This is a genomic window from Sphingomonas sp. AP4-R1 (genome assembly GCF_013113735.1).
Taxonomy (GTDB): Bacteria; Pseudomonadota; Alphaproteobacteria; order Sphingomonadales; family Sphingomonadaceae; genus Sphingomonas_I.
Genome location: NZ_CP053346.1, coordinates 1,604,290 through 1,624,131, shown reverse-complemented (window position 1 = coordinate 1,624,131; position 19,842 = coordinate 1,604,290). Strand labels below are relative to the sequence as shown.

Genomic DNA, 19,842 nt, shown 5'->3' with positions numbered 1-19,842 from the left:
CTCTGCGACCGAACACCCCGAAGCCATACCACGGCGATTTTCAGCCACTTACGGTATGGACATTTCAGTCCAAAAGGCCGACCACCGAGTCGTTAGGGCCGAACCGGATTCGTTGAGAGTCCGTGCACGGCGCTGGGGGTATCGTAGGGGGGCGTCGCGTCGGCCATGAGATGGCGGGGGGGCATGATGTGCGCGCTGCTGGCGGGGGCCGGCACGGCGCAGATGGCAGGGGCGCAGCGCGTGGCGCCGCCGCCCTCCGCGCTGGCCAATGGCGGCCTGCCGACGCGCGAGGAGGTCACCCGCCCCGGCACGACCGCGCCCGTCCAGAGCGCGCCGAAGCTGAAGGTGGAAGGCGATATCGAGCGCGCGCCCTGCCCGCTCGACGATCCCGCCTACAAGGATATCCGCGTCACGATCACGGGCGCGGCCTTCCATAATCTGGGGCCGGTCGATCCGGCCGATCTGCTGCCCGTCTATCAAAGCTATCTGGGCGCCGATCGGCCCGTCAGCACGATCTGCGAGATACGCGACGCGGTCGGCACCTATCTGCGCCGGCAGGGCTATCTCGCCGCCGTGCAGGTGCCGACGCAGAAGATCGAGAATGGCAGCGTCACGTTCGAGGTGCTGTACGCGAAGCTCACGGCGGTGCGCGTGCGCGGCGATGCCGGCCGCAACGAGCGGCTGATCGCCTCCTATCTCAACAAGCTGACCGACGATCCCGTCTTCAACCGCTTCACCGCCGAGCGTTACCTGCTGCTCGCGCGCGACATGCCGGGCTATGACGTGCGCCTCGTGCTGCGCCCGACCGGCGCGAAGCCCGGCGAATTGCTGGGCGACGTGATCGTCACGCGCACGCCGTTCGAGGCGGATCTCAACATCCAGAATTTCGCCGCCAAGAGCACCGGGCGTTTCGGCGGCCAGCTCACCGGCCGCCTCTATGGCCTGACCGGCCTCGGCGACCGCACGACGATCGGCTTCTATTCCACCTCCGATTATGACGAGCAGCACATCCTGCAGCTCGCGCACGATTTCCGCGTCGGGCCGGAAGGCCTCACCTTCGCGGGCCGCTTCACCTATGCGTGGACGAAGCCGGATGTCGGCCTGAACGGCAATCTGCGCGCCGAGACGCTCTTCGCCACGGGCGAGGCCAGCTATCCCTTCCTGCGCAGCCAGCGCGCGAACCTGCGCGGCTCCATCGGCTTCGACTATGTCGATCAGGACGTGCGCTTCGCGGGCACGTTGCTGACGCGCGATCATCTGCGCGTGGCCTATGCGCGCATCGACGGCGACACGGCCGACGTGCGCGAGGGGAAGCTCACCCGCTGGCGTGCCTCTTACTCGCTGGAGCTGCGCCACGGCCTCGGCATTTTCGACGCGACCGACGGCACCTCCGTGCCCGGCCGCGTCGGCCCCAGCCGATCGGATGGCGATGCGGAAGCCACATTGCTGCGCGCCTCGGGCTATGCCGAAGCGGCGCTGACGCCGCAGATCACCGCCTCGATCGCGCCGCGCGTGCAAGTTGCGTTCAATCCGCTGCTGAGCTTCGAGGAATATTCGGCCGGCACCTATACGATCGGGCGCGGCTATGATCCCGGCACGATCATCGGCGACAGCGGCGCGGGCTTCACGGGCGAGCTGCGCCTGAACCGGATCGTGCCCTTCACCAATCTCAATCTGGTGCTGCAGCCGTTCGTGTTCGTGGATTCGGCGTGGGTGTGGAACCGGCACGTGGCGGGCGATCCGCAGAGCCTGACGTCGCTGGGCGCGGGCGTGCGGACCAGCTTCGCCAGCCGCGTGCGGCTCGACCTTACGGTGGCGGTGCCCACCAAGCGCGCCGGGCTGCAGACCGAGCGCGGCGACACGCGCATCCTGATGTCGCTCACCACCCGGCTCTTTCCGTGGAAGGACCGCTGATGTCCGCTGCCCCGATCCGGCGCCGCTCGCCCCGCGGCCTCCCCCTCGCGGCCTCCACGCTGGCGCTGGCCACCGCGCTGGCCGGGCCGGTTTATGGGCAGGCGACCTCGCCCAATTCGTATGTGTCGCCCGCGCCTACCTTGATCAGCGGCGGCGTGACGGCCGACTATAATACGCCCAATACGGACATCTACACGGTCAGCACGCCCACGGCCGTGCTGAACTTCACGCCGAGCGACGCGGCGACCGGCGGCGGCGTCAACAACCCGATCAATTTCCAGAACGCCAATACCGACGTCTTTTATCGGAGCGCCCCCGGCGGGCCGAACTTCACCATTCTCAACCGGATCGTCCCCGCCGATCCCACCCGGCCGGTCGCGTTCAACGGCCGCGTCACGAGCCAGCTGGTCGATGGCGCCGGCAACATGACGACCGGCGGCTCGGTATGGTTCTACAGCCCCGGCGGCATCATCCTCGGCGACGGATCTGCCTTCAACGTGGGCAGCCTGCTGCTCACCACCGCCGATCCCACCGGCAGCCTCGGATCGAACACCTTCAACCTGACCTCCACCAATCCGAACGGCGTGGTCAGCGTCCTCTCGCAGGCGACGATCAACGCGATCAACGAGAACAGCTACGTCGCGCTCGTAGCACCCAAGGTGTTCACGCGCGGCACGATCACCGTGAACGGCGCGGCCGCCTTCGTCGCGGCCGAGAATGCGACCCTCACGTTCAATCAGGGCCTGTTCGACATCAGCGTCACCACCGGCGCCGACGCGGACGGCTTTCCGGTCGAGCTGCGCGGCACGATCAAACTCGACAAGACCGGCGCCGCCACCAACCAGCGCGGCATTTATGCCGTGGCCGTGCCGAAGAACAACGCGGTCTCGATGATCGTGGCGCCGGACGGCTATTTCGGCTTCGACGTGGCCAATGGCGTGACGATCTCGAACGGCGGCATCTATCTGGTGTCCGGTGGCAATCTCCAGATCGATCCGTCGGGCGCAACGCAGGGGCAGATACAGGGCATACCCGTCATCGCGGGCGGCAATATCAGCATCGAGGGCAGCGCGATCACGCCCGCGCCGGCCACGGGCGGGCGCTTCAACGCCCCCGTGGCGGCCCGCGCCAGCAACGCGATCGACGTCGCCAATTTCTCGAGCTTCTCCGGCCTGACCAGCCCGATCGCCTTCGCGAGCGACCTCTCGCTGCTCGGCGGCACGAGCACGACGCTCATCGCCACCAACGGCACGATCGCGATCGCCGGCGCGCTGACGATGGATTCGTTCGGGCCCAACGTGCCCGGCTCCTCCCTGCTTTCGGCGGGCGCGGGCGGCGCGATCACGCTCGGCTCCTACGCCACGATCAAGGCCGGTGCGCCGACGGGGATCGGCTATGATCCGCTGGCGTTCAATTTCAGCACCGGCGGCAGCGCCGTCATCAGCGCCACTGGCGGCGGCACGATCTCCGCCCAGCAATATATCAACGTGACGACGCCCGGCAGCGGCACGTCCGGCCAGGCCAGCCAGGGCGGCACGTCCCAGCTTCTGATCAACGGCGGATCAGTCACGGCGCAGAATCTGACGGTGGACGCCACGGGCGTCGGCACCGGTGCGACCGGCACGGGCGGGCAGGCCACGGCGGATATCGCGAACGGACAGCTGCAGCTCAGCCAAAGTCTTTTCGTTACCGCCGCAGGTTCGGCGAGCGGCGGAGCGGGAACAGGCGGCACGGCGAGCCTGACGGTGCGGCCGGGCGGCATCGTCTCCGCGACGACGCAGGCGCAGATCTCCGCCGACGCGCAGGGCAGCAATGCGCTCGTCGCGACGGGATCGGGGTACGATGCCACGGCAGGCACGGCGAGCCTTACCATGCTGGCGACCAGCGGCCCGGTCACCAGTTTCACCGCGCCGGGTGGGCTCAGCATCACCGCGACCGCGCGCGGCGGCAATGGCGGATCGGGAGCCGCCTCGGCGGGTGGCAACGCCACCGGCGGCACCGTTACGGTCAACATCGGATCGGGCGCGCAGCTGACCTCCGACTTCGGCTTCCTCAGCACCTTCGGCTATGGCGGCACATCGGCGGGCGGCGGCACGGGCGGCACCGGCACGGGCGGCAGGATCACCGTCGATACGACCGGCATCCTCGATTTCTCGCTGCTGTCGCTCAGCGCCGACGCGATGGGCGGCGACAAGACGGGCGGCACCGGCAATGCCGGCGACGCGCTGAGCGGGCAGGCCGTGCTGCGCGTGAGCGGCGGATCGCTGACGGCGACGCGATCGACCGGCAATGCCAGTCTGGTGCCCGGCGTCGTCGTCGGCAATCAGGCGATCGGCGGATCGGTAACGGCGGGCACCGGATCGGGCGGAGCGGGCCTTGCGGGGGGTGGCATATCTGGCATCGGCAGCGCGATCATCAGCGTCTTCGGCGATGCGGCGGTATCCGCCGCCCGGCTCGGCGCGTTCGCGAACGGCACCGGCGGCGCAGGGCTGGGCGCGGGCGCAACCGGGGGCTTTGGCCGCGCGGTCAACGCGTCGCTGCTTCTGCAGAGCAGCGGCCCGGTGCAGGTCGGATCGATCATCGCCCGCTCCAACGCTGTCGGCGGCGCATCGCCCGCCGGCACCGGCGGAGACGCGCAAAGCGGGCTGGCCGAGGTCAGGCTGGCGCCCTCATCCGGCGCGGCCGCTCCCACCGCGATTTCGGGCACGGTCGACATGTCCGCCAACGCCACCGGCGGCAATGGCCTCACCGGCGGGGCGGCCGCAGCGAGCGTCGTCTCGCTGGTCGAAACCGGCACCACGCAGGGCGCCACGATCGGCGGTGCCGTCACCCTCTCCTCGCTCGCCACGGGCGGCAACGGGCAGAATGGCAATGGCGGCGATGCCCAGAGCAGCGCGATCCGCATCGAGGCCGGGAGCAGCCTGCAGCTCGCCGGCACGCTGACGGCGACGGCCGACGCCAATGCCGGCTTCGCGAACGGCACCGCCACCAATGGCGGGCAGGCGAATGCGGGCTCGGTCACGCTGACGGCTTCGACGGGCAATCTCGGCGTGGCGGGGACGTCCGTCCTCAGCGCCAGTGCGCGCAGCGGCGGCAGCAGCACGGGTGTCGGCACCGTCGCCACCGGCGGCACGATCGCCCTCATCGCCAATGTGGGATCGATCACGCTGGGCGACCTGAGCCGGATCAGCGCCACCGCGACCGGAGGGGTCAGCAGCGGCGATGGCGACAGCGCCGTGGGCGGCAATGTCGCCATCCGCACCGAGCCCGATCCCGATGTCGGTGGTGGCGGCGGATCGATCACGACGGCCGGCCTGCAGGTGAGCCTCGACGCCAACGCCAGCCAGCTCCAGAATCAGGGGCGGATCGGCGGCGCGGCGACCGGCGGCAATTTCACAGTGTCCGCCGGCACCGGCGCGATCACCACGGGCGATCTGATCGTCGGCGCCAGCGCGGGCGGCCATGGCGGCAGCGATCCCGCGACCACGACGATGCAGGGCGGCACCGCGCAGATCCTGGCGACCGGCGCCAACATCACGATCGGATCGGCGACGGTCTATGCGATCGGTCAGGCCGCCAGCGTCTTCAATTCCAATCCGCCCGCAGGCCCCGGCGCCAGCATCGGCGGCGCGATCACGCTCCGCGCGGCGGCGGGACGCACGCTCACCGTCACCAACGGCTTCATCGGCGCGGTCGATGCGATCAGCGGCCGATCGAGCCTCGCCGCACAGGCGGGATCGGGCACGGGCGGCCAGATCCTCGTCGATGCCTCGGGCACGATCCGGGTGAGCAGCGGGCTCAGCCTCTCGTCGGCCGGCATCGGCGGCAATGTGTTCGGGCTGAGCAACGCCACCGGCGGCGACGGCTTCGGCGGCAGCATCGACATCGCCGTCACCGGCCTGCTGGACGTGACGGGCGGTATCGCCGCCTCCGCCAGCGGCCGGGGCGGCAGCCCGCTCACCGGCATCGGCGGCACCGGCACGGGCGGGTTCGTCCGCCTGCTGGCGACGCAGGGCGGCCAGGTCCGCACCAGCACGATCAATCTCGCCGCCGACGGCACCGGCTCGGTCGGCGGGGCGGGCTTCGGCGGACGGACGATCGGCACCACGCTGGGCGGCGCGTATCTGATCGCCAATGGCGGCACGATCACCGGATCGACCGGCTTCCTCGTCAGCGCCAATGGCAGCGGCGGCGGCAGCCTGACCGCCAGTGGCGGCGCGGGCACGGGCGGGCAGGCGTGGATCGTCGGCATGAACGGCACGGTCGATCTGTCGGTCGGCACCGATTTCGGCCAGGTGCAGGCCACCGGCCTCGGCGGTGCGTCCGCTGCTGGCGCGGGCGGCACCGGAACGGGCGGACAGGTGCTGATCGGACGATCGAACACCGGCGCCAATGCCGACGCCGTCTCCACCAGTGCCGGGCGCATCTTCGTGGGCAATGTGACGGCCGACGCCGGCGGGCGCGGCGGCAACGGCCTCCAGCCCGATCCCGGCGTGCAGGGCGCTGCGGGCGGCAACGGTGTGGGCGGCACGGCGGAGATTTCGGCCGACGCGGCGTTCGGCACGATCGTCGCCAATGCGGGCAGCCTTGTCTCGGTCACCGTCGCGGGCGTGGGCGGCAGCGGTGCGTTCGGCGGCGATCCGCTGCCGAGCGGCGCGGCCGGAGCGGGCGGCAATGGCGGCACCGGAACGGGCGGCACGGCCTTCATCGGCACGACCGATCCCGGCGGCACCGCGCCCACCACCGGCTCCGCCACCTTCGGCAACGCCATCTTCGACGTGAGCGGGAGCGGCGGGAGCGGCGGCGGCGGCAATGTTGTGGCGGGATCAGGCGGCGCGGGCCGGGGTGGTTCGCTCACGTTCGCCTCCACCGGCGCCCCCGTGACCGCCGCCAACGTCACCATCTTCGCCAGCGGTGCGGGCGCCAGCGGGGGCCTGATCAATGCGGGCGGGACCGGCGCGGCGGGAGACGGCACCGGCGGCGTGGCCACTGTCGGCGTCGCGGCGCGCGCCAATGGCGGATCGCGCGGAGCCCTCACGCAGACGGGCTCGTTCAGCATCGATACGTCCGCCATCTCCAACGGCGGCGCGACCGTGGCGGGCACGAGCAGCTTCACGGTCGCGTCCGGCGATGCGACCGTGGGGGACCTGCTGGTCAGCAATGCCGGCACGACCCCGTCCGCCACGGTCTCCCGCATCGGTGCCACGGACGGGATACTCACAGCCTCCTCCCTCACCGTACAGGCGATCGGTGATTATGCGCTGACGACCGGCGCGGGTGGCGGGATCCGGATCGGCACGGGCCTGCTGCAGGCGACGGGCACGCTGACCTTCGGTGACGGTTCCACGCCCTCCAATGTGCCCGGCGCGATCGGCGTGACCAACGATCTCACCGTGATCGTCGGCGGTGATTATCTCCTCGGCGGCGCGCTCGGCGCCGGCGGGGCCTATTCGGTCACGGCGGGCGGGCGGATCGCCACCCTCGCGGCCAGCGGCGGCACCGGCGTTGCCTTCGCCGCCGCCAACGGCATCAGCACCGGCGCGGTGACGAGCGGCGCCGGATCGATCGCACTGGTCACGCGCGCGGGAAGCATCGCAACGGGCGCGTTGCAGGCCGCCCGCAGCGTGGCGCTGCTGGCGCCGCAGAGCATATCCACCGGGGCGATCACCACCGGCACCAATGCCGGCGACGTGGCGTTCCTCTCGAACCTGTCCGCCACCCAGTCGCAACCTGTCGCCGGGCTGGTCGGTCCGTCCGGATCGATCAATCCCGCGTTCGACTATACGACGCTCGCCACCGCGATCCCGCAGCGTCTCGCCGGAACCGCCACGATCGCCGGCGCGGTCCGCACCGGCGCGCTGCGCGTGGCGGCGACGGGCGGCGTGACGAGCGGCGCGATCACGGCGAACAGCGTCCTGATCGACGGCGGCACCACGATCGCAACGGGCGACGTCACCACCCCCAACGCCCTGACCCTGCAGGCGGACGGCGCGGTGACGACCGGCGCGCTGACCTCGGGCGGCGACATCCTCGCCGTCAGCCGCACCGCGCAGCTCACCACCGGCAATGTGCAGGCGGGCGGCAATGCGGCGTTGCTCGCGAAGACTGGCATCACGACGGGCGCCATCTCCGCGCGGCGCACCAATGGCGGCTATGTCCTGCTCGCCGATGCGGCCAATGCCGGCGCGATCGACATCACTGCCACCGGCACGGCCATCGCCGGTCCCGTCTCGGTCGGCGGCCCGGTGAGCGCCGCGATCCTGCGCACCACCACCAGCGGCACTGCCAGCTTCGCCGGCGCGATCGACGTGGCCCAGTTCGCGCGGCTCACGGCGGCGGACATCAGCCTCGCCGCCGCCACGATCGGGCCCGACCTCGCTTTCTCCAGCGGCAATCTCAGGCTGGGCGCGAACGGATCGATCGGCAATGCCGCGACGCAGACCGTCGCCTTCACCGTCACGGGCACCGGCCCGGCCTTCCTCGGCGGCACCGGCGACGGCAACGGCTATACGCTGGACGCAGGCGAACTGTCGCGCGTGCGGGCGAGCAATGTCAGCTTCAACGGCGGCCCCGCTCTGACGGTGCGGGACGCCACTGTCTCCGGCACCGGCGCGGGCGCCTCCGCCAACATCACCGGCGCGAGCGGCGCGCTGACGCTCACCTCATCCGGCACGATCAGCATCACCGGCAATCTGCGCTTCAACGATGCGGGCGCCGGCCAGAGCCTGATCCTGAATGCGGGCACGGTGCGCCTCTTCTCCGATACCGGATCGATCGGCGTGTTCGCCGGTACCACGCTGGGCGGGCGCCTCGCGATCGGCGCGAACCGGATCGAGGCGGGCACCACGCAATTGCTGAACGGCACGACCAGCTTCGCCGGCCCGCTGTCCGCCGCCACCACCGCCGCCATCGGGGCGGCCGCCGGCCAGCCCCGCGCCGAAGGCGTGATCCAGGCGGGCCGGATCGAGCTGGCCGCGACCGACGGCGTCATCATCCAGAATACGGGCAGCGCCGCGCTGGCGGCGGGCTTCACGGCGGGCACGGGCGGCCTCGCGATCACGAACCGCGGCGGCACGCAGGCGACCGGCGGCTTCAACGTATTGGTCTATGGCCGCATCCAGAATGCGGCCGGCTTCGCCACCAACAATGATACATTGCCCGCCGTCAGCTTCGCCTCGGGGCAGGCCAGCGGCACGGCCGGCTTTTCCACCCAGTCCGTGGTGAATGGTTGCCCGATCATCGGCGGCTGTCTCGTCACCCCGCCGCCCACGACCGTCATCACGCCGCCGCCGGTCGCCGCGATCGTGCGCGACGTGATCGACGGTACGCTGATCGCCTTCTCGCGCGACACGGTGTTCCTGCCCTCGTTCGACGAGCCGGTGACGATCGATCTCAGCCTGCTCAACACGCCCGCCATCGTCACCGATCCGGTCGCGAGCGCGGGCAATCCGATCCTGTGGGAAAGCATGACGACGCTGCAGAAGACGGCGCGCTCCGGCCCCGCCACCGGCAAGAAGCAGATCGACGAGGATGCCCGCAGGAAAGCCGAGCGGGAGAAAGCGCGATGATCCGCTCGCTCGCCTGCGCGGCTCTCTCCCTGCTCGCGCTCTCCCCCGTCACCGCCGCCACCCCGCGCACCGGCGGCATCGCCGTGCAGGACAGTTTCCGCATCGGCAGCAAGGGCGTGCTCTGCACCGCGCAGGCGCAGCCGCTCGATCCCGCGCTGAAGGACATGTTCGATCGCGGCTATGGCCTCGTCTGCCGCGACGCGACCGCGCAGGTCGGGGCCCTGTTCGCGCTCCGCAATGCCGGTGCCGATCCCCTGCCCGCCTTGCTCGCCGCACGCCATTCGGGCGTCACCTGCGCCACCGCCGAGGATGCGAAGATAGACGGGCTCGCCGGCGCGCGCCTCACCGTCTGCGAACGCCCGACCGACAAGCTCGCCTACCGCGCCTATGCGATCCAGCGCGGCCGCACCTGGTATATCGCCGAGGGGCTGGGCGGCTATGACAGCGCGCTGCGCCTCGCCCTCGCCACGCTCGTCACCAACAGGCCGGTCGACGGCACGGTCGAGGTGGCGACGACCGAGTCCGGAAACCCCGCCGCCTTCGCCCGCGTGCAGGCGGGCGTGCTGGATCCCGAGCTGGCACTGAGCCAGGCCTATCTGCGCAACAATGCGGGCAGCTTCGCCGAGGCGGCCGAATTCTTCCAGACGCTCACGGAGCGCGACGGTGGCGGGGACGATGCCGCGCGCAAGGCGGAATATCTCGCCAACCAGGGCCTGCAGCAATCAAACCTCGGCAATTTCGCCGCCGCCGACGGCTTCTTCGCGCAGGCCGCCGCGATCGGCAGCACCACCGATCCGGTCGCCAGCCGCCTGATCCGCAATTATCGCGCGATGCACGCGCTGAACCAGCTGGAGCCGAACGAGGCGATCACCGCGCTCGACGTGCCCGTCCCGCCGATCGAAGGGCAGGGCAATGACGGCGCGATCGCAGGCGGCGTGATCAGCCCGACCCTGGCCGAACAGATCAACCGCCAGAATGCCGCGCTCGATCGGCTGGCGGGGCTGGACGGCAAGTTGCGTCCGGCCGAACGCGCGACGATCCTCGACGGGCAGGCGCAGCAGTTGCGCGGTGTCGCCTATCGTACGCTCGCCCGCTATCCCGAGGCGATCCAGTCGATCGAGCAGGGCAACCGCACCTTCCTGTCGGTGCGCGAGGGGCGCGTCGCTTCGGTCGCGTTCCTGCGCTCCGAGGGGCTGGCCGAACTCGCTCTGATCGCGGAGGCGCGGCAGGATTATGGGCTCGCCGAAAGCCACTTCGCCGAATCCGCGCAGATCCTCGCGCTCGATTATCCGCAATCCTCGGCCGAGCTGGCGGCGCGGGCGCGCCTCGCCGCTTTCCTCGCGCGGCGCGGCAATCCCGATCGCGCCCTTCCGCTCTACGCCCAGATCGTCAGCGACAGCCTGAAGCTGCCGGGCTCGGCCGTCGCGATGCGCAGCCTGCTCGCCCCCTATTTCGCCCTGCTCGCGCCACGCGCCAACAGCGATCCCAAGGCGGCCGAGGCGTTGTTCGCGGCCAATCAGGTGATGGTGCGCCCCGGCGTCGCGCAGACGCAGGCCGTGCTGGCGCGCGAGCTTTCGGGCGGGGACGACGAGGCGGCGGCCTTGTTCCGCCAGTCGGTCTCGCTCTCGCGCGATGTCGCGCGCGCGGCGGGCGAGGTCACCACGGTCACCGCGCAGGCGGCGGACGGCAAGGCGAGCGAGGCGCAGGTGGAAACCGCCCGCGCCGACCTCACCCGTCTGGAAGGCGAGCAGACCGCGCTGCAATCGCGCCTCGCCGTCTATCCGCGCTATCGCGTGCTGGCGCCGGCGGAGATGACGGTGGCCGATCTCCAGAAGGCGCTGCGCGCGCGCGAGGCCTATTATCAGCTCCGCATCGTCGATCAGGATGTCTATGCGCTGATGGTGACGCCCGGTGCGGTGCGCGCGGCGAAGCTGCCGATCACCGCCGACGCGCTGGGCGACGAGGTGGCCAGCCTGCGCGCCAGCGTCGTCACGATCGAAAATGGCAAGACCGTCACCTATCCGTTCAACGTGGTGCTGGCGCGCAAGCTCTATACCGAATTGTTCGATCCGTTCGGCGCGGACATGGCCGACATCACCAGCCTGATCTTCGAGCCGGACGGGCCGATGCTGCAGCTACCGCCCAATCTGCTCGTGACCGAGGCGACGGGCGTGGTCGCCTATGAGAAGCAGGCGGCGAGGCCCGACGGCGATCCGTTCGATTATCGCGGCATCGCCTGGCTGGGCCGCGATCGCGACATCACCACCGCCGTCTCGCCCCGCTCCTTCGTCGACGTGCGCGCGGCAGCGCCGGCGCGGGGGAAGCGCACCTATCTGGGGCTGGGCCACAATGCGCCGCTCTCGCCGCAGCAGGCTTATACGCGCGTGGCGATGCAGACGGGGCTGGACTGCCAGTGGCCGGCCAGAGCGTGGGACAATCCGATCTCGGCCTCCGAACTGGGCATCGCCGATCGCGCGCTGGGCGCGGGCAGCGGCATGGTCATCACCGGCGCCGCCTTCAGCGACACGGCGCTGGAGGCACGGACCGATCTGGCCGACTATCGCGTGATCCACTTCGCCACGCACGGCCTCGTCACCGCGCCCGATCCGCGCTGCCCGGCGCGGCCCGCTCTGCTCACCTCGTTCGGCGACAAGGGGTCGGACGGGCTGCTCAGCTTCCGCGAGATCTTCGATCTGAAGCTGGATGCCGACCTCGTCGTCCTCTCCGCCTGCGACACGGCGGGCATGGCGACCGAGGAGGCCACGCGCGAGGCGGGCATCGCCACCGGCGGCAATTTCGCGCTGGACGGCCTGGTGCGCGCCTTCGTCGGCGCGGGCGCGCGATCGGTGGTGGCCAGCCACTGGCCGATCCCGGACGATTATGGCGCGACGACCAGCCTGATCACCGCCCTGTTCACGGCCAAACCCGGCACGCCGATCGCGGCCGCCATTCGCGCCGGCCAGACCAAGCTGATGGCCGCCGCCGAAACCTCCCACCCCTTCTACTGGTCCGCCTTCGCGGTAGTGGGCGATGGCGAGAAGCCTGTGACGCCGGAGCGATAGGGGGCGCCGGCAGAATCACCGTCCCGCGGGGCTGACCTCCCCCGAGAAGATGGCTACGAAGAATTTCACCTGTGGTCCCCTGTTCCTCGATCGCTGCTCCGAGCATCCCGATACTCACCAGGCAGCGCTGACGCGCGCCACCGCCATATTGCAGCACTTCCATCACCTCGGTAAGGGGCAGGCTTACCCGATTCGCGACTTGCGCGGCCATCCGCCCGGGAAGGTTGAAGGAGGCGCTCAATCCGGATCGCATCTCCTCCATCGTTGGAGACCGTGTTGATCTGAACGTATCGACGACCAACCTTGCCTCGTCTCTCGGCAATCGGGTCGCGGGATCCACGCCAGCGAGCCCACCGAATGGATCGGCGATGGCAGCGCAGGCATCCCATCCTTTTGATCGAGCTGCCCGAACACGCGCCAGCTTCAGCCTGATGGCCCGCATCTGGATGTCGGGCTGCGCCACGGCAAGCGTGAATTCCGCCATCTGGAGGATCTGCCGTTTGGCATTACCGATGAAGATGTCGCGCACTGTTCCTTCGGTTTGGGCGATATTCCAGTTCGTCAGCAGGAGCCCATAGAGAGTTGGATGAAGCTGCTGGAATTCGGAGACGGGCAAATCGTCGCCGATCATCTGTTCCAGCGCAGCGTCGATGTCCGGAACCGGCAGGACCAGCGGATTGACGATATTTGGCGGCGGGACCGGAACTGACGGGGGAGATTCTTCGGTTGAAAAAACCGAGATGAGGACTCGCACGAAAACATAGACGATCCAAAACGCGATGATGCCACGTCGCAGCGTCACTCGAACAACCGGTCTGTCCCAGAGCTGGACGCGATACCAATCGAACTCGCGTTCCAACGTCGGATAACGCGTGCGGATCGTAGTGAGGAGGTCGCGCACGTTGCGGCGCCTGACCCAGCCCCGTCGACTGTGTTCGTCGGTCGGTTTGATCAGCTCTTTCCAGGCGCCATGCAGTGCGTGATCGGGAGATCTGACGCTCTCGCGAAATGCGAGGGCAGCCCGACGACCGAGGACGAACGCCAAGGCCGGCGTATCGCTGACACTGGCCTCGCTCCCCCAGCCGAACACGGTGGCGGCTGGCCCGATCAGCGGGTCCGAGCGCGGGCAAGCTTCGGCGATCAGCCGAGCGAACCATTCGGAGGCATGGGCGAACATATCGACCTGATCGAGCTGCGGATCGCGCGCGAGCGCGTCAAAATGCCACAGAAGAGCCTCGACCTCATGCGCCTCGAGGGCCTCGGACCGCGTCTCGCCTTCGGGCAGAAGCAATGCCACCAAAGCCTGATGATGAATCGCGGGATCGACGACGTTATGGTCGGACTGCAAGAGCATGAAATCCGTCGCTTCATCATCATGAAGCCCGAGATCATCATCGTCGTAGTCATCATCGTAGTAGTCGTCGTCATCGGTGTCGGACAGAACCGGCAGAGCAGCACCGGTCAGGGCGCGTTCGCGAGCGGCGCGCAGGGCAATGAATGCCTCGGGATCCGCGTCGACATCGATGGCCTTCAGTGCGGCCGCATAGGCGCTCCGTATCGCAGCGACGTCGCCGGTGGGAGCGATGCCGAGCAGCCGCCAGACTTCGACGGCGTTCACAATATTCGTTCTCCGTCGAGTTGGTCGAGTTCCGCCGAAAGCTGTTGGCGTGCCTCGCTGATGGCGCGCGGCCTCTGATCATCCAGTGCCGCCTCGAACGCGGTGACCCATTGGCCGATCTGTATGCGGGCATCTCCGATATGATCTTCATAACATCGGGCCGCTCGCTCCAGCAGAAGCGCATTTTCCGCCTGATCCCGCGGATGAACCTTGAGGGCTGCCAAGCTCTCGCGCCGTGCCGCGATCGTCGCGGCATCGGGGCTGTCTATCTCATCGACGATCACAAGATTTCGGGTGACACCCGTCAACGGAACGGAAACGTCCACTTCCAGCAATCCGCTGGTATCGTAACTGAAGCGAACCTTCACCTCGACCCCGCCAGCCGGGCGCGGCGGCACCGGAACGGACACGGTCCCGATCTTCACATTGTCGGCGACCAAACGAGCTTCGCCCTGGAACACGTCCATGACTATTTCGCGCTGATTGTCCGCCATCGTGGAATAGCGGTTTTCGCGGCTCGCGGGGATCGGCGTGTTCCGCTCGATGACGGGCGAATAAAGCCCGCTATGGAACCTGCCTTGCGCATCCCGTTCAGCGACGTTGATGCCCAGCGTAAACGGACACACGTCCGACAGGCGTATCTCTTCGAGCGCGGCATCGCGCTGGAGAAGGCCCGCCTGCATGGCCGCTCCAAGCGCCACCGCATGATCGGGATGAACCGCATGGCTCGGGAAACGACCGAACATCTTGGTGATCGCGCGACGAACGGCGGGCATGCGCGTCGCGCCACCGACCAAGACGATCTCGCTCAGCGCTTCCGCCCGCAACCCTCCGTCACGCAAGGCACGGACGACCGGATCGCGCAGCCGGGCGAGCAGGGGCGCGACCTGCGCCTCAAACTCCTCTGTCGATACGATGCCCTCGAACCGCTCGTCGCCGATCGTGACGGCAAACAATGCCGTATCCTGGCTGGTGAGAAGGCGACGGGCGCGTTCCGCCGCGACCAGCAGGCGCTCCTCCACAAGCCGCGCATCATGCCGGGCGAAGCGGCCGTCGGGATCGATCCGCGAGCGCATCATCGCTGCGAGACTGGCATTGAAATCTTCACCGCCCAGTCGATTATCGCCGGCCGAAGCGCGAACCTCGACGATCCCGTCGAACATCTCGACCACGGAAACATCGAAGGTCCCGCCTCCCAGATCGAACACCAGGAAGGGCTCGCGCGCCTCACGGGTCTGCAATCCGAATGCGAGCGCAGCGGCAGTGGGTTCGTTGAGCAGGCGCTTGACCTGGAGGCCCGCAAGGTCACCGGCGCGCTGGGTCGCCTTGCGCTGCCGATCGTTGAAATAAGCAGGGACGGTAATCACGGCGCCGGTTACCGTGTCGCCCAGAAACGCCTCTGCATCCGCCTTGAGGCTTCTCAGGACAAGCGCGGACAGATCCTCGGCATTGGCATGTATCGCGCCGAGCATCATGCGACGTTCCGTGCCCATGTAACGCTTGAAGGCGGTGGCCGTGCGAGTGGGCTCCGTCGATTGCCGCTCGCGCGCGGCGCTCCCTATCAGGACGGATCCGTCGTCGGCCACGCTGATCGCCGAGGGCGTGAGGACATCGCCCAGCGCATTTGGAATGAGCTCGGCGACACCGTTGCGCCACACCGCAACCGCGCTGTTGGTGGTGCCCAAATCGATACCGACGATCATTCTTGCCCCCCACCGATCAAGGTAGCGGCTGGCACCGACCGATACCAGCCGACACGGGCGATCACAGCGTCAAGAGTGACGGAAATTTCGAGATTACAGGCGAACTGGCAACGCCGATGCGACGATCGCGCTGCCTATCAGCCCGGCCGCACCGTACTTTGCTGGACGGCCTGTGAGCGCAGGGCCTTGACCTGATCCAGCGTCACCGCCCCCTGGAAATGGTTGCCCAGGTTGGTGCGGACATAGTTGGTGATCTCCACCACCTGCGCGTCGGTGAGATCGGAGAAGGAGGGCATCGCCTTCTGCCCCTTCAGCATCACCAGCACCGGATAGAGCGGCGAGGCGAGCTTCGGATTGCCCGCCAGCGCCGGATAGGCGCCCGCGCCCTGGGCGCCCTTGCCGTCCGGCATGTGGCAGCCCTGGCAGACATGCGTGTAGATGTCCTGCCCGGACTGATAGCTGTAGCCGCTCGCGCGCTGGGCCGAGGCGATGCCGGTGACGCCGGTGACGGCGATCGCCGCCAGCGTGCCTGCCGCCGCGACCAGCCCGATCCGGCGCATCCCGATGCCGCCCATCCACGCCTTGTCCATCGCCCTCACCTCTGCACGATCTGTTTGTGGAGCCGCGCGATCGCATCGAGCGACGAGAGCACCGCGCCCTCCTGCCAGGCGGGGATCATCGAGACATGCTCGCCCGCCATCACGATCCGTCCGTCGATCGCGCAGATATCCTTGTAGTGCGCGGCGCGCGTCTCCTCGGTCCAGCTGCCCGCGCAGCCGAGCGTCCAGGGCACGCGATGCCAGGCGACCGACGCGCCCGTTTCATATTCCGCGCGATATTGCGGGTGGATGCTGGCGCCGCATTCCAGCGCCTTCTCGATCCGCTCCGCCGGCGACATGGCGGTGAATTCGGACGCCGGCGAACCGAACGTATAGGCGCCGAGCAGCACGCCCTTGCCCGACTTGAAATAATCGGTGCTGGGATAGCTGATCAGGCGGTTCATCTGATCGGTGTAGGTGATGCCGCCGAAGATGCCCTCGTCCTGCTCCCAGAAGCGCCGCTTCATCTGCAGGCCCACCTTGGCCGAGGCCGAATAAGGCAAGGCATCGATCGCGGCCTTCATCGGCGCGCCGACATTGATCGGGATCTGGCTGAGGACCGAGGCCGGGATCGTGCAGACGCACCATTCGGCCCGCGCCGTCTGGACAGCACCGCCCTTCACCGTATCGACGAACGAGGCGGTGACGCCGCGCGCATCCTGCCGGATCTCGGTGACCTTGGCGTTGTAATGGATGATCTCGCCCAGCTGCTTGCCGAACGCCTTGCCGATCATGCCCATGCCGCCGACCGGCTGGAACATCGTCTGCTGCACGTCGAACACCTTGGACTGGCCGATCGCCTGCCACAGGCGCGAGCGGATCAGATCCTCCAGCCCGATCGGATCGGAGGGCGTGGGCATCGCATCCAGCCCGCCGCCGGGCGGATGATCGAAGCCGCGCCGGTCGCTGGCGGTGAGCCCCTTGGAATAGGTGTAATTCTTGTCGAGCGCGCCCCACTGGCGCAGCGACTGGAGCAGGATCTCGCGATCCTCCTTCGTCACGGGGCGATCGAGCTTGTCCTGCTGGATCGTCTTGGCGAGCAATTCGGCGACATAGCCGTCATAATCCGCCTCCACCTCGCGATAGCGCCTGGGCTTGCCGCCGAACGCCTTCGTGGAATGGACATAGGCGTTGTAATTCAGCTGGATGAACGGCTCGAGCTGGACGCCGAGCAGCTGGCAATAATGGAGCAGGCCCTTGTGGTGGTGCGGGATGCGCCAGGGGCCGGGATTCAGATAGAGGCCGTTGTCGAAACCGATCGTCTGCGTGAAGCCGCCCAGCTCGGTATAGGTATCGCCGCCATAGAGCGACCAGTTCCGCCCGCCCGCGCGATTCTGATATTCGAGGATCTGGACCTTGTAGCCGGCCTTGCCCAGCTCATAGGCGGCGACCATGCCCGCCAGCCCCGCGCCAAGGATCAGCACGGAGGACCCCTTGGGCGCGCCCGTCAGGTTGATCGGCCCGGTGAAGGTGGAATCGGCGGCATAAGCGAGCGAGGCCATCGCCTGATACATGGCGGCGACGCCGGCCGTACGGCCGATCATCGCGAACAGCGCCCGGCGGTTCATGGGCGCGGAAGTGTCATCGAGCACGCAGGCTTCCCCCTTGGTTCGGTCCTGCTCCCCCAGCCGCGGCGCTCCTCGCGGGAGGCCGTCATCTTGCCGAATGCCTCCGCCCGATCCTTATTTTCGCTCCCCACGAAAGGACCGTTTCGGAATCACTCTACGGAATGTGTGCCCGTGATCGATTCCGCAAGTCAAACGGATATATGAGCCCCGACTTCCAACCCACATTCGTCATGCATTGCGTGATCCGGATGCAACAACGCGGCTCAACGCAGAAAAAAACGCGGCCGCACCGAAGTGCGACCGCGTCTTGATGGATTCGATCGTGGAACGGCTTATTCGATCGAATTCGCCAGTTCCCGGTTCACCCAGAGCGCCCCGAGCGTGAAGATCGCACCGGAGAGCAGATAGGCGCCCGAGGCGAGCAGCCCGTAATGGCTGGACAGCAGCAGGGCCACCAGCGGCGCGAAGCCGGCGCCGAACAGCCAGGCCAGATCAGAGGTCAGCGCCGAGCCGGTGTAGCGATGGTTCGGCGTGAAGCGCGAGGAGAGCGCGCCCGACGACTGGCCGAAGGACAAGCCCAGCAGGATGAAGCCACCGATCATGAACACGATCTCGCCGCTCTCGCCCGCGCTCAGCAATTGCGGGGCGAAGCCGCTGAACACCGCGATGGCCGCCGCGCAGGCGCCCAGCAACGTGCGCCGGCCGACCCGATCCGCGACATAGCCCGAGATGATGATCGAGCCGATGCCGACCGCCGCGGCCACCGCCTCGATCGCGAGGAAGCTGATCGGCGTTTCCTTCGTGAACAGCATCACCCAGGACAGCGGAAACACCGTGACCATGTGGAACAGAGCGAAGCTGGCGATCGGCGCGAACGCGCCCATCGCGATCGTGCGCCACTGCGACTGGACGGTTTCGGCGATCGGCGCCGGCTCCAGCTCGCCCTGCTGGAACAGCTCGTCATATTCGTGGGTCACGACGATCCGCAGGCGGGCGAACAGCGCCACCACGTTGATCGCGAAGGCCACGAAGAAGGGATAGCGCCAGCCCCAGCTGAGGAAATCCTCGGTCGGAAGGGTGGTGAGCAGGAAGGTGAAGAGCAGGCTCGCCACGATCAGGCCAAGCGGCGCGCCGAGCTGCGGCAGCATCGCATACCAGCCACGCCGGCCCTCCGGCGCGTTGATCGCGAGCAGCGAGGCGAGACCGTCCCACGATCCGCCGAGCGCGAGGCCCTGGCCGATGCGGAACAGGCACAGCAGCAGCGCCGCGCCCACGCCGATCGTCTCATAACCCGGCATGAAGGAGATGGCGGCGGTCGATCCGCCCAGCAGGAACAAGGCGGCGGTGAGCTTCGCGCCGCGCCCGTAGGTCCGGTCCACCGCGGTGAAGATCACCGTGCCGAAGGGGCGCGCGATGAAGGCGAGGGCGAAGATCGCGAACGAATACAATGTCCCCGTCAGCGGATCCACGTAGGGGAAAACGAGCTTCGGAAAAACCAGCACCGAGGCGATCGCGTACACGAAGAAATCGAAGAATTCGGACGTTCGTCCAATAATCACGCCGACCGCGATTTCATCGGGTGCGACCTTGTGCCCTTTCGTGTGAAGGGCGACGGCATCACGTTCCGCAGTAGTCTGCATAAACATTACCACCTCTCCTGAAGGTGTCGTTGCCGATACGAATCGCTCGACACCCGTTTTTAGTTGCATGCAGGCTACACGAGTCGACACGGACGCGCTACGGAGATGGGACAAAATGTCCTATGTGCAGTGCAGCAAACGATGCTTACGCGGCCGCTTCCATGACCCAG

At 68.2% G+C, this 19,842-nt stretch carries 7 protein-coding genes; 3 read left to right on the top strand and 4 right to left on the bottom strand.

Annotated features, from left to right (window positions below; translation table 11 throughout):
• Positions 1 to 183 precede the first annotated feature (183 nt).
• Genes HL653_RS07855 through HL653_RS07845 form a run of 3 tightly spaced genes read left to right on the top strand, consistent with a single transcriptional unit; the run spans position 184 to position 12,544 of the window.
• Positions 184 to 1,914 carry a ShlB/FhaC/HecB family hemolysin secretion/activation protein gene (locus HL653_RS07855; protein ID WP_253717699.1) on the top strand — a complete coding sequence of 577 codons (1,731 nt, stop codon included), beginning with the start codon at positions 184 to 186 and terminating at the stop codon, positions 1,912 to 1,914.
• Positions 1,914 to 9,482 (top strand): hypothetical protein, encoded by a 7,569-nt coding sequence (locus tag HL653_RS07850; protein WP_171744029.1) that lies wholly within the window; start codon positions 1,914 to 1,916, stop codon positions 9,480 to 9,482. Before HL653_RS07855 ends, HL653_RS07850 begins: the two co-directional genes overlap by 1 nt.
• The gene (locus HL653_RS07845; RefSeq protein ID WP_171744028.1) at positions 9,479 to 12,544 is read left to right on the top strand and encodes a CHAT domain-containing protein; all 3,066 of its coding nucleotides are present in this window, start codon (positions 9,479 to 9,481) and stop codon (positions 12,542 to 12,544) included. Before HL653_RS07850 ends, HL653_RS07845 begins: the two co-directional genes overlap by 4 nt.
• A 1,614-nt stretch (positions 12,545 to 14,158) precedes the next feature.
• Here HL653_RS07845 and HL653_RS07840 read toward each other — a convergent pair.
• From HL653_RS07840 to HL653_RS07825, 4 genes are all read right to left on the bottom strand, one after another.
• Entirely contained in the window at positions 14,159 to 15,865 is a 1,707-nt protein-coding gene (locus HL653_RS07840; protein ID WP_171744027.1) for an Hsp70 family protein, read from the bottom strand.
• 137 nt (positions 15,866 to 16,002) lie between these two features.
• Positions 16,003 to 16,455 (bottom strand): cytochrome c, encoded by a 453-nt coding sequence (locus HL653_RS07835; protein WP_216599962.1) that lies wholly within the window; start codon positions 16,453 to 16,455, stop codon positions 16,003 to 16,005.
• A 5-nt stretch (positions 16,456 to 16,460) separates the two neighbouring features.
• Positions 16,461 to 18,056 (bottom strand): flavin monoamine oxidase family protein, encoded by a 1,596-nt coding sequence (locus tag HL653_RS07830; protein WP_253717696.1) that lies wholly within the window; start codon positions 18,054 to 18,056, stop codon positions 16,461 to 16,463.
• A gap of 308 nt (positions 18,057 to 18,364) precedes the next feature.
• Complete coding sequence (locus HL653_RS07825; RefSeq protein ID WP_171744026.1) at positions 18,365 to 19,678, bottom strand: MFS transporter; 1,314 nt, start codon at positions 19,676 to 19,678, stop codon at positions 18,365 to 18,367.
• Between the last annotated feature and the right edge of the window lie 164 nt (positions 19,679 to 19,842).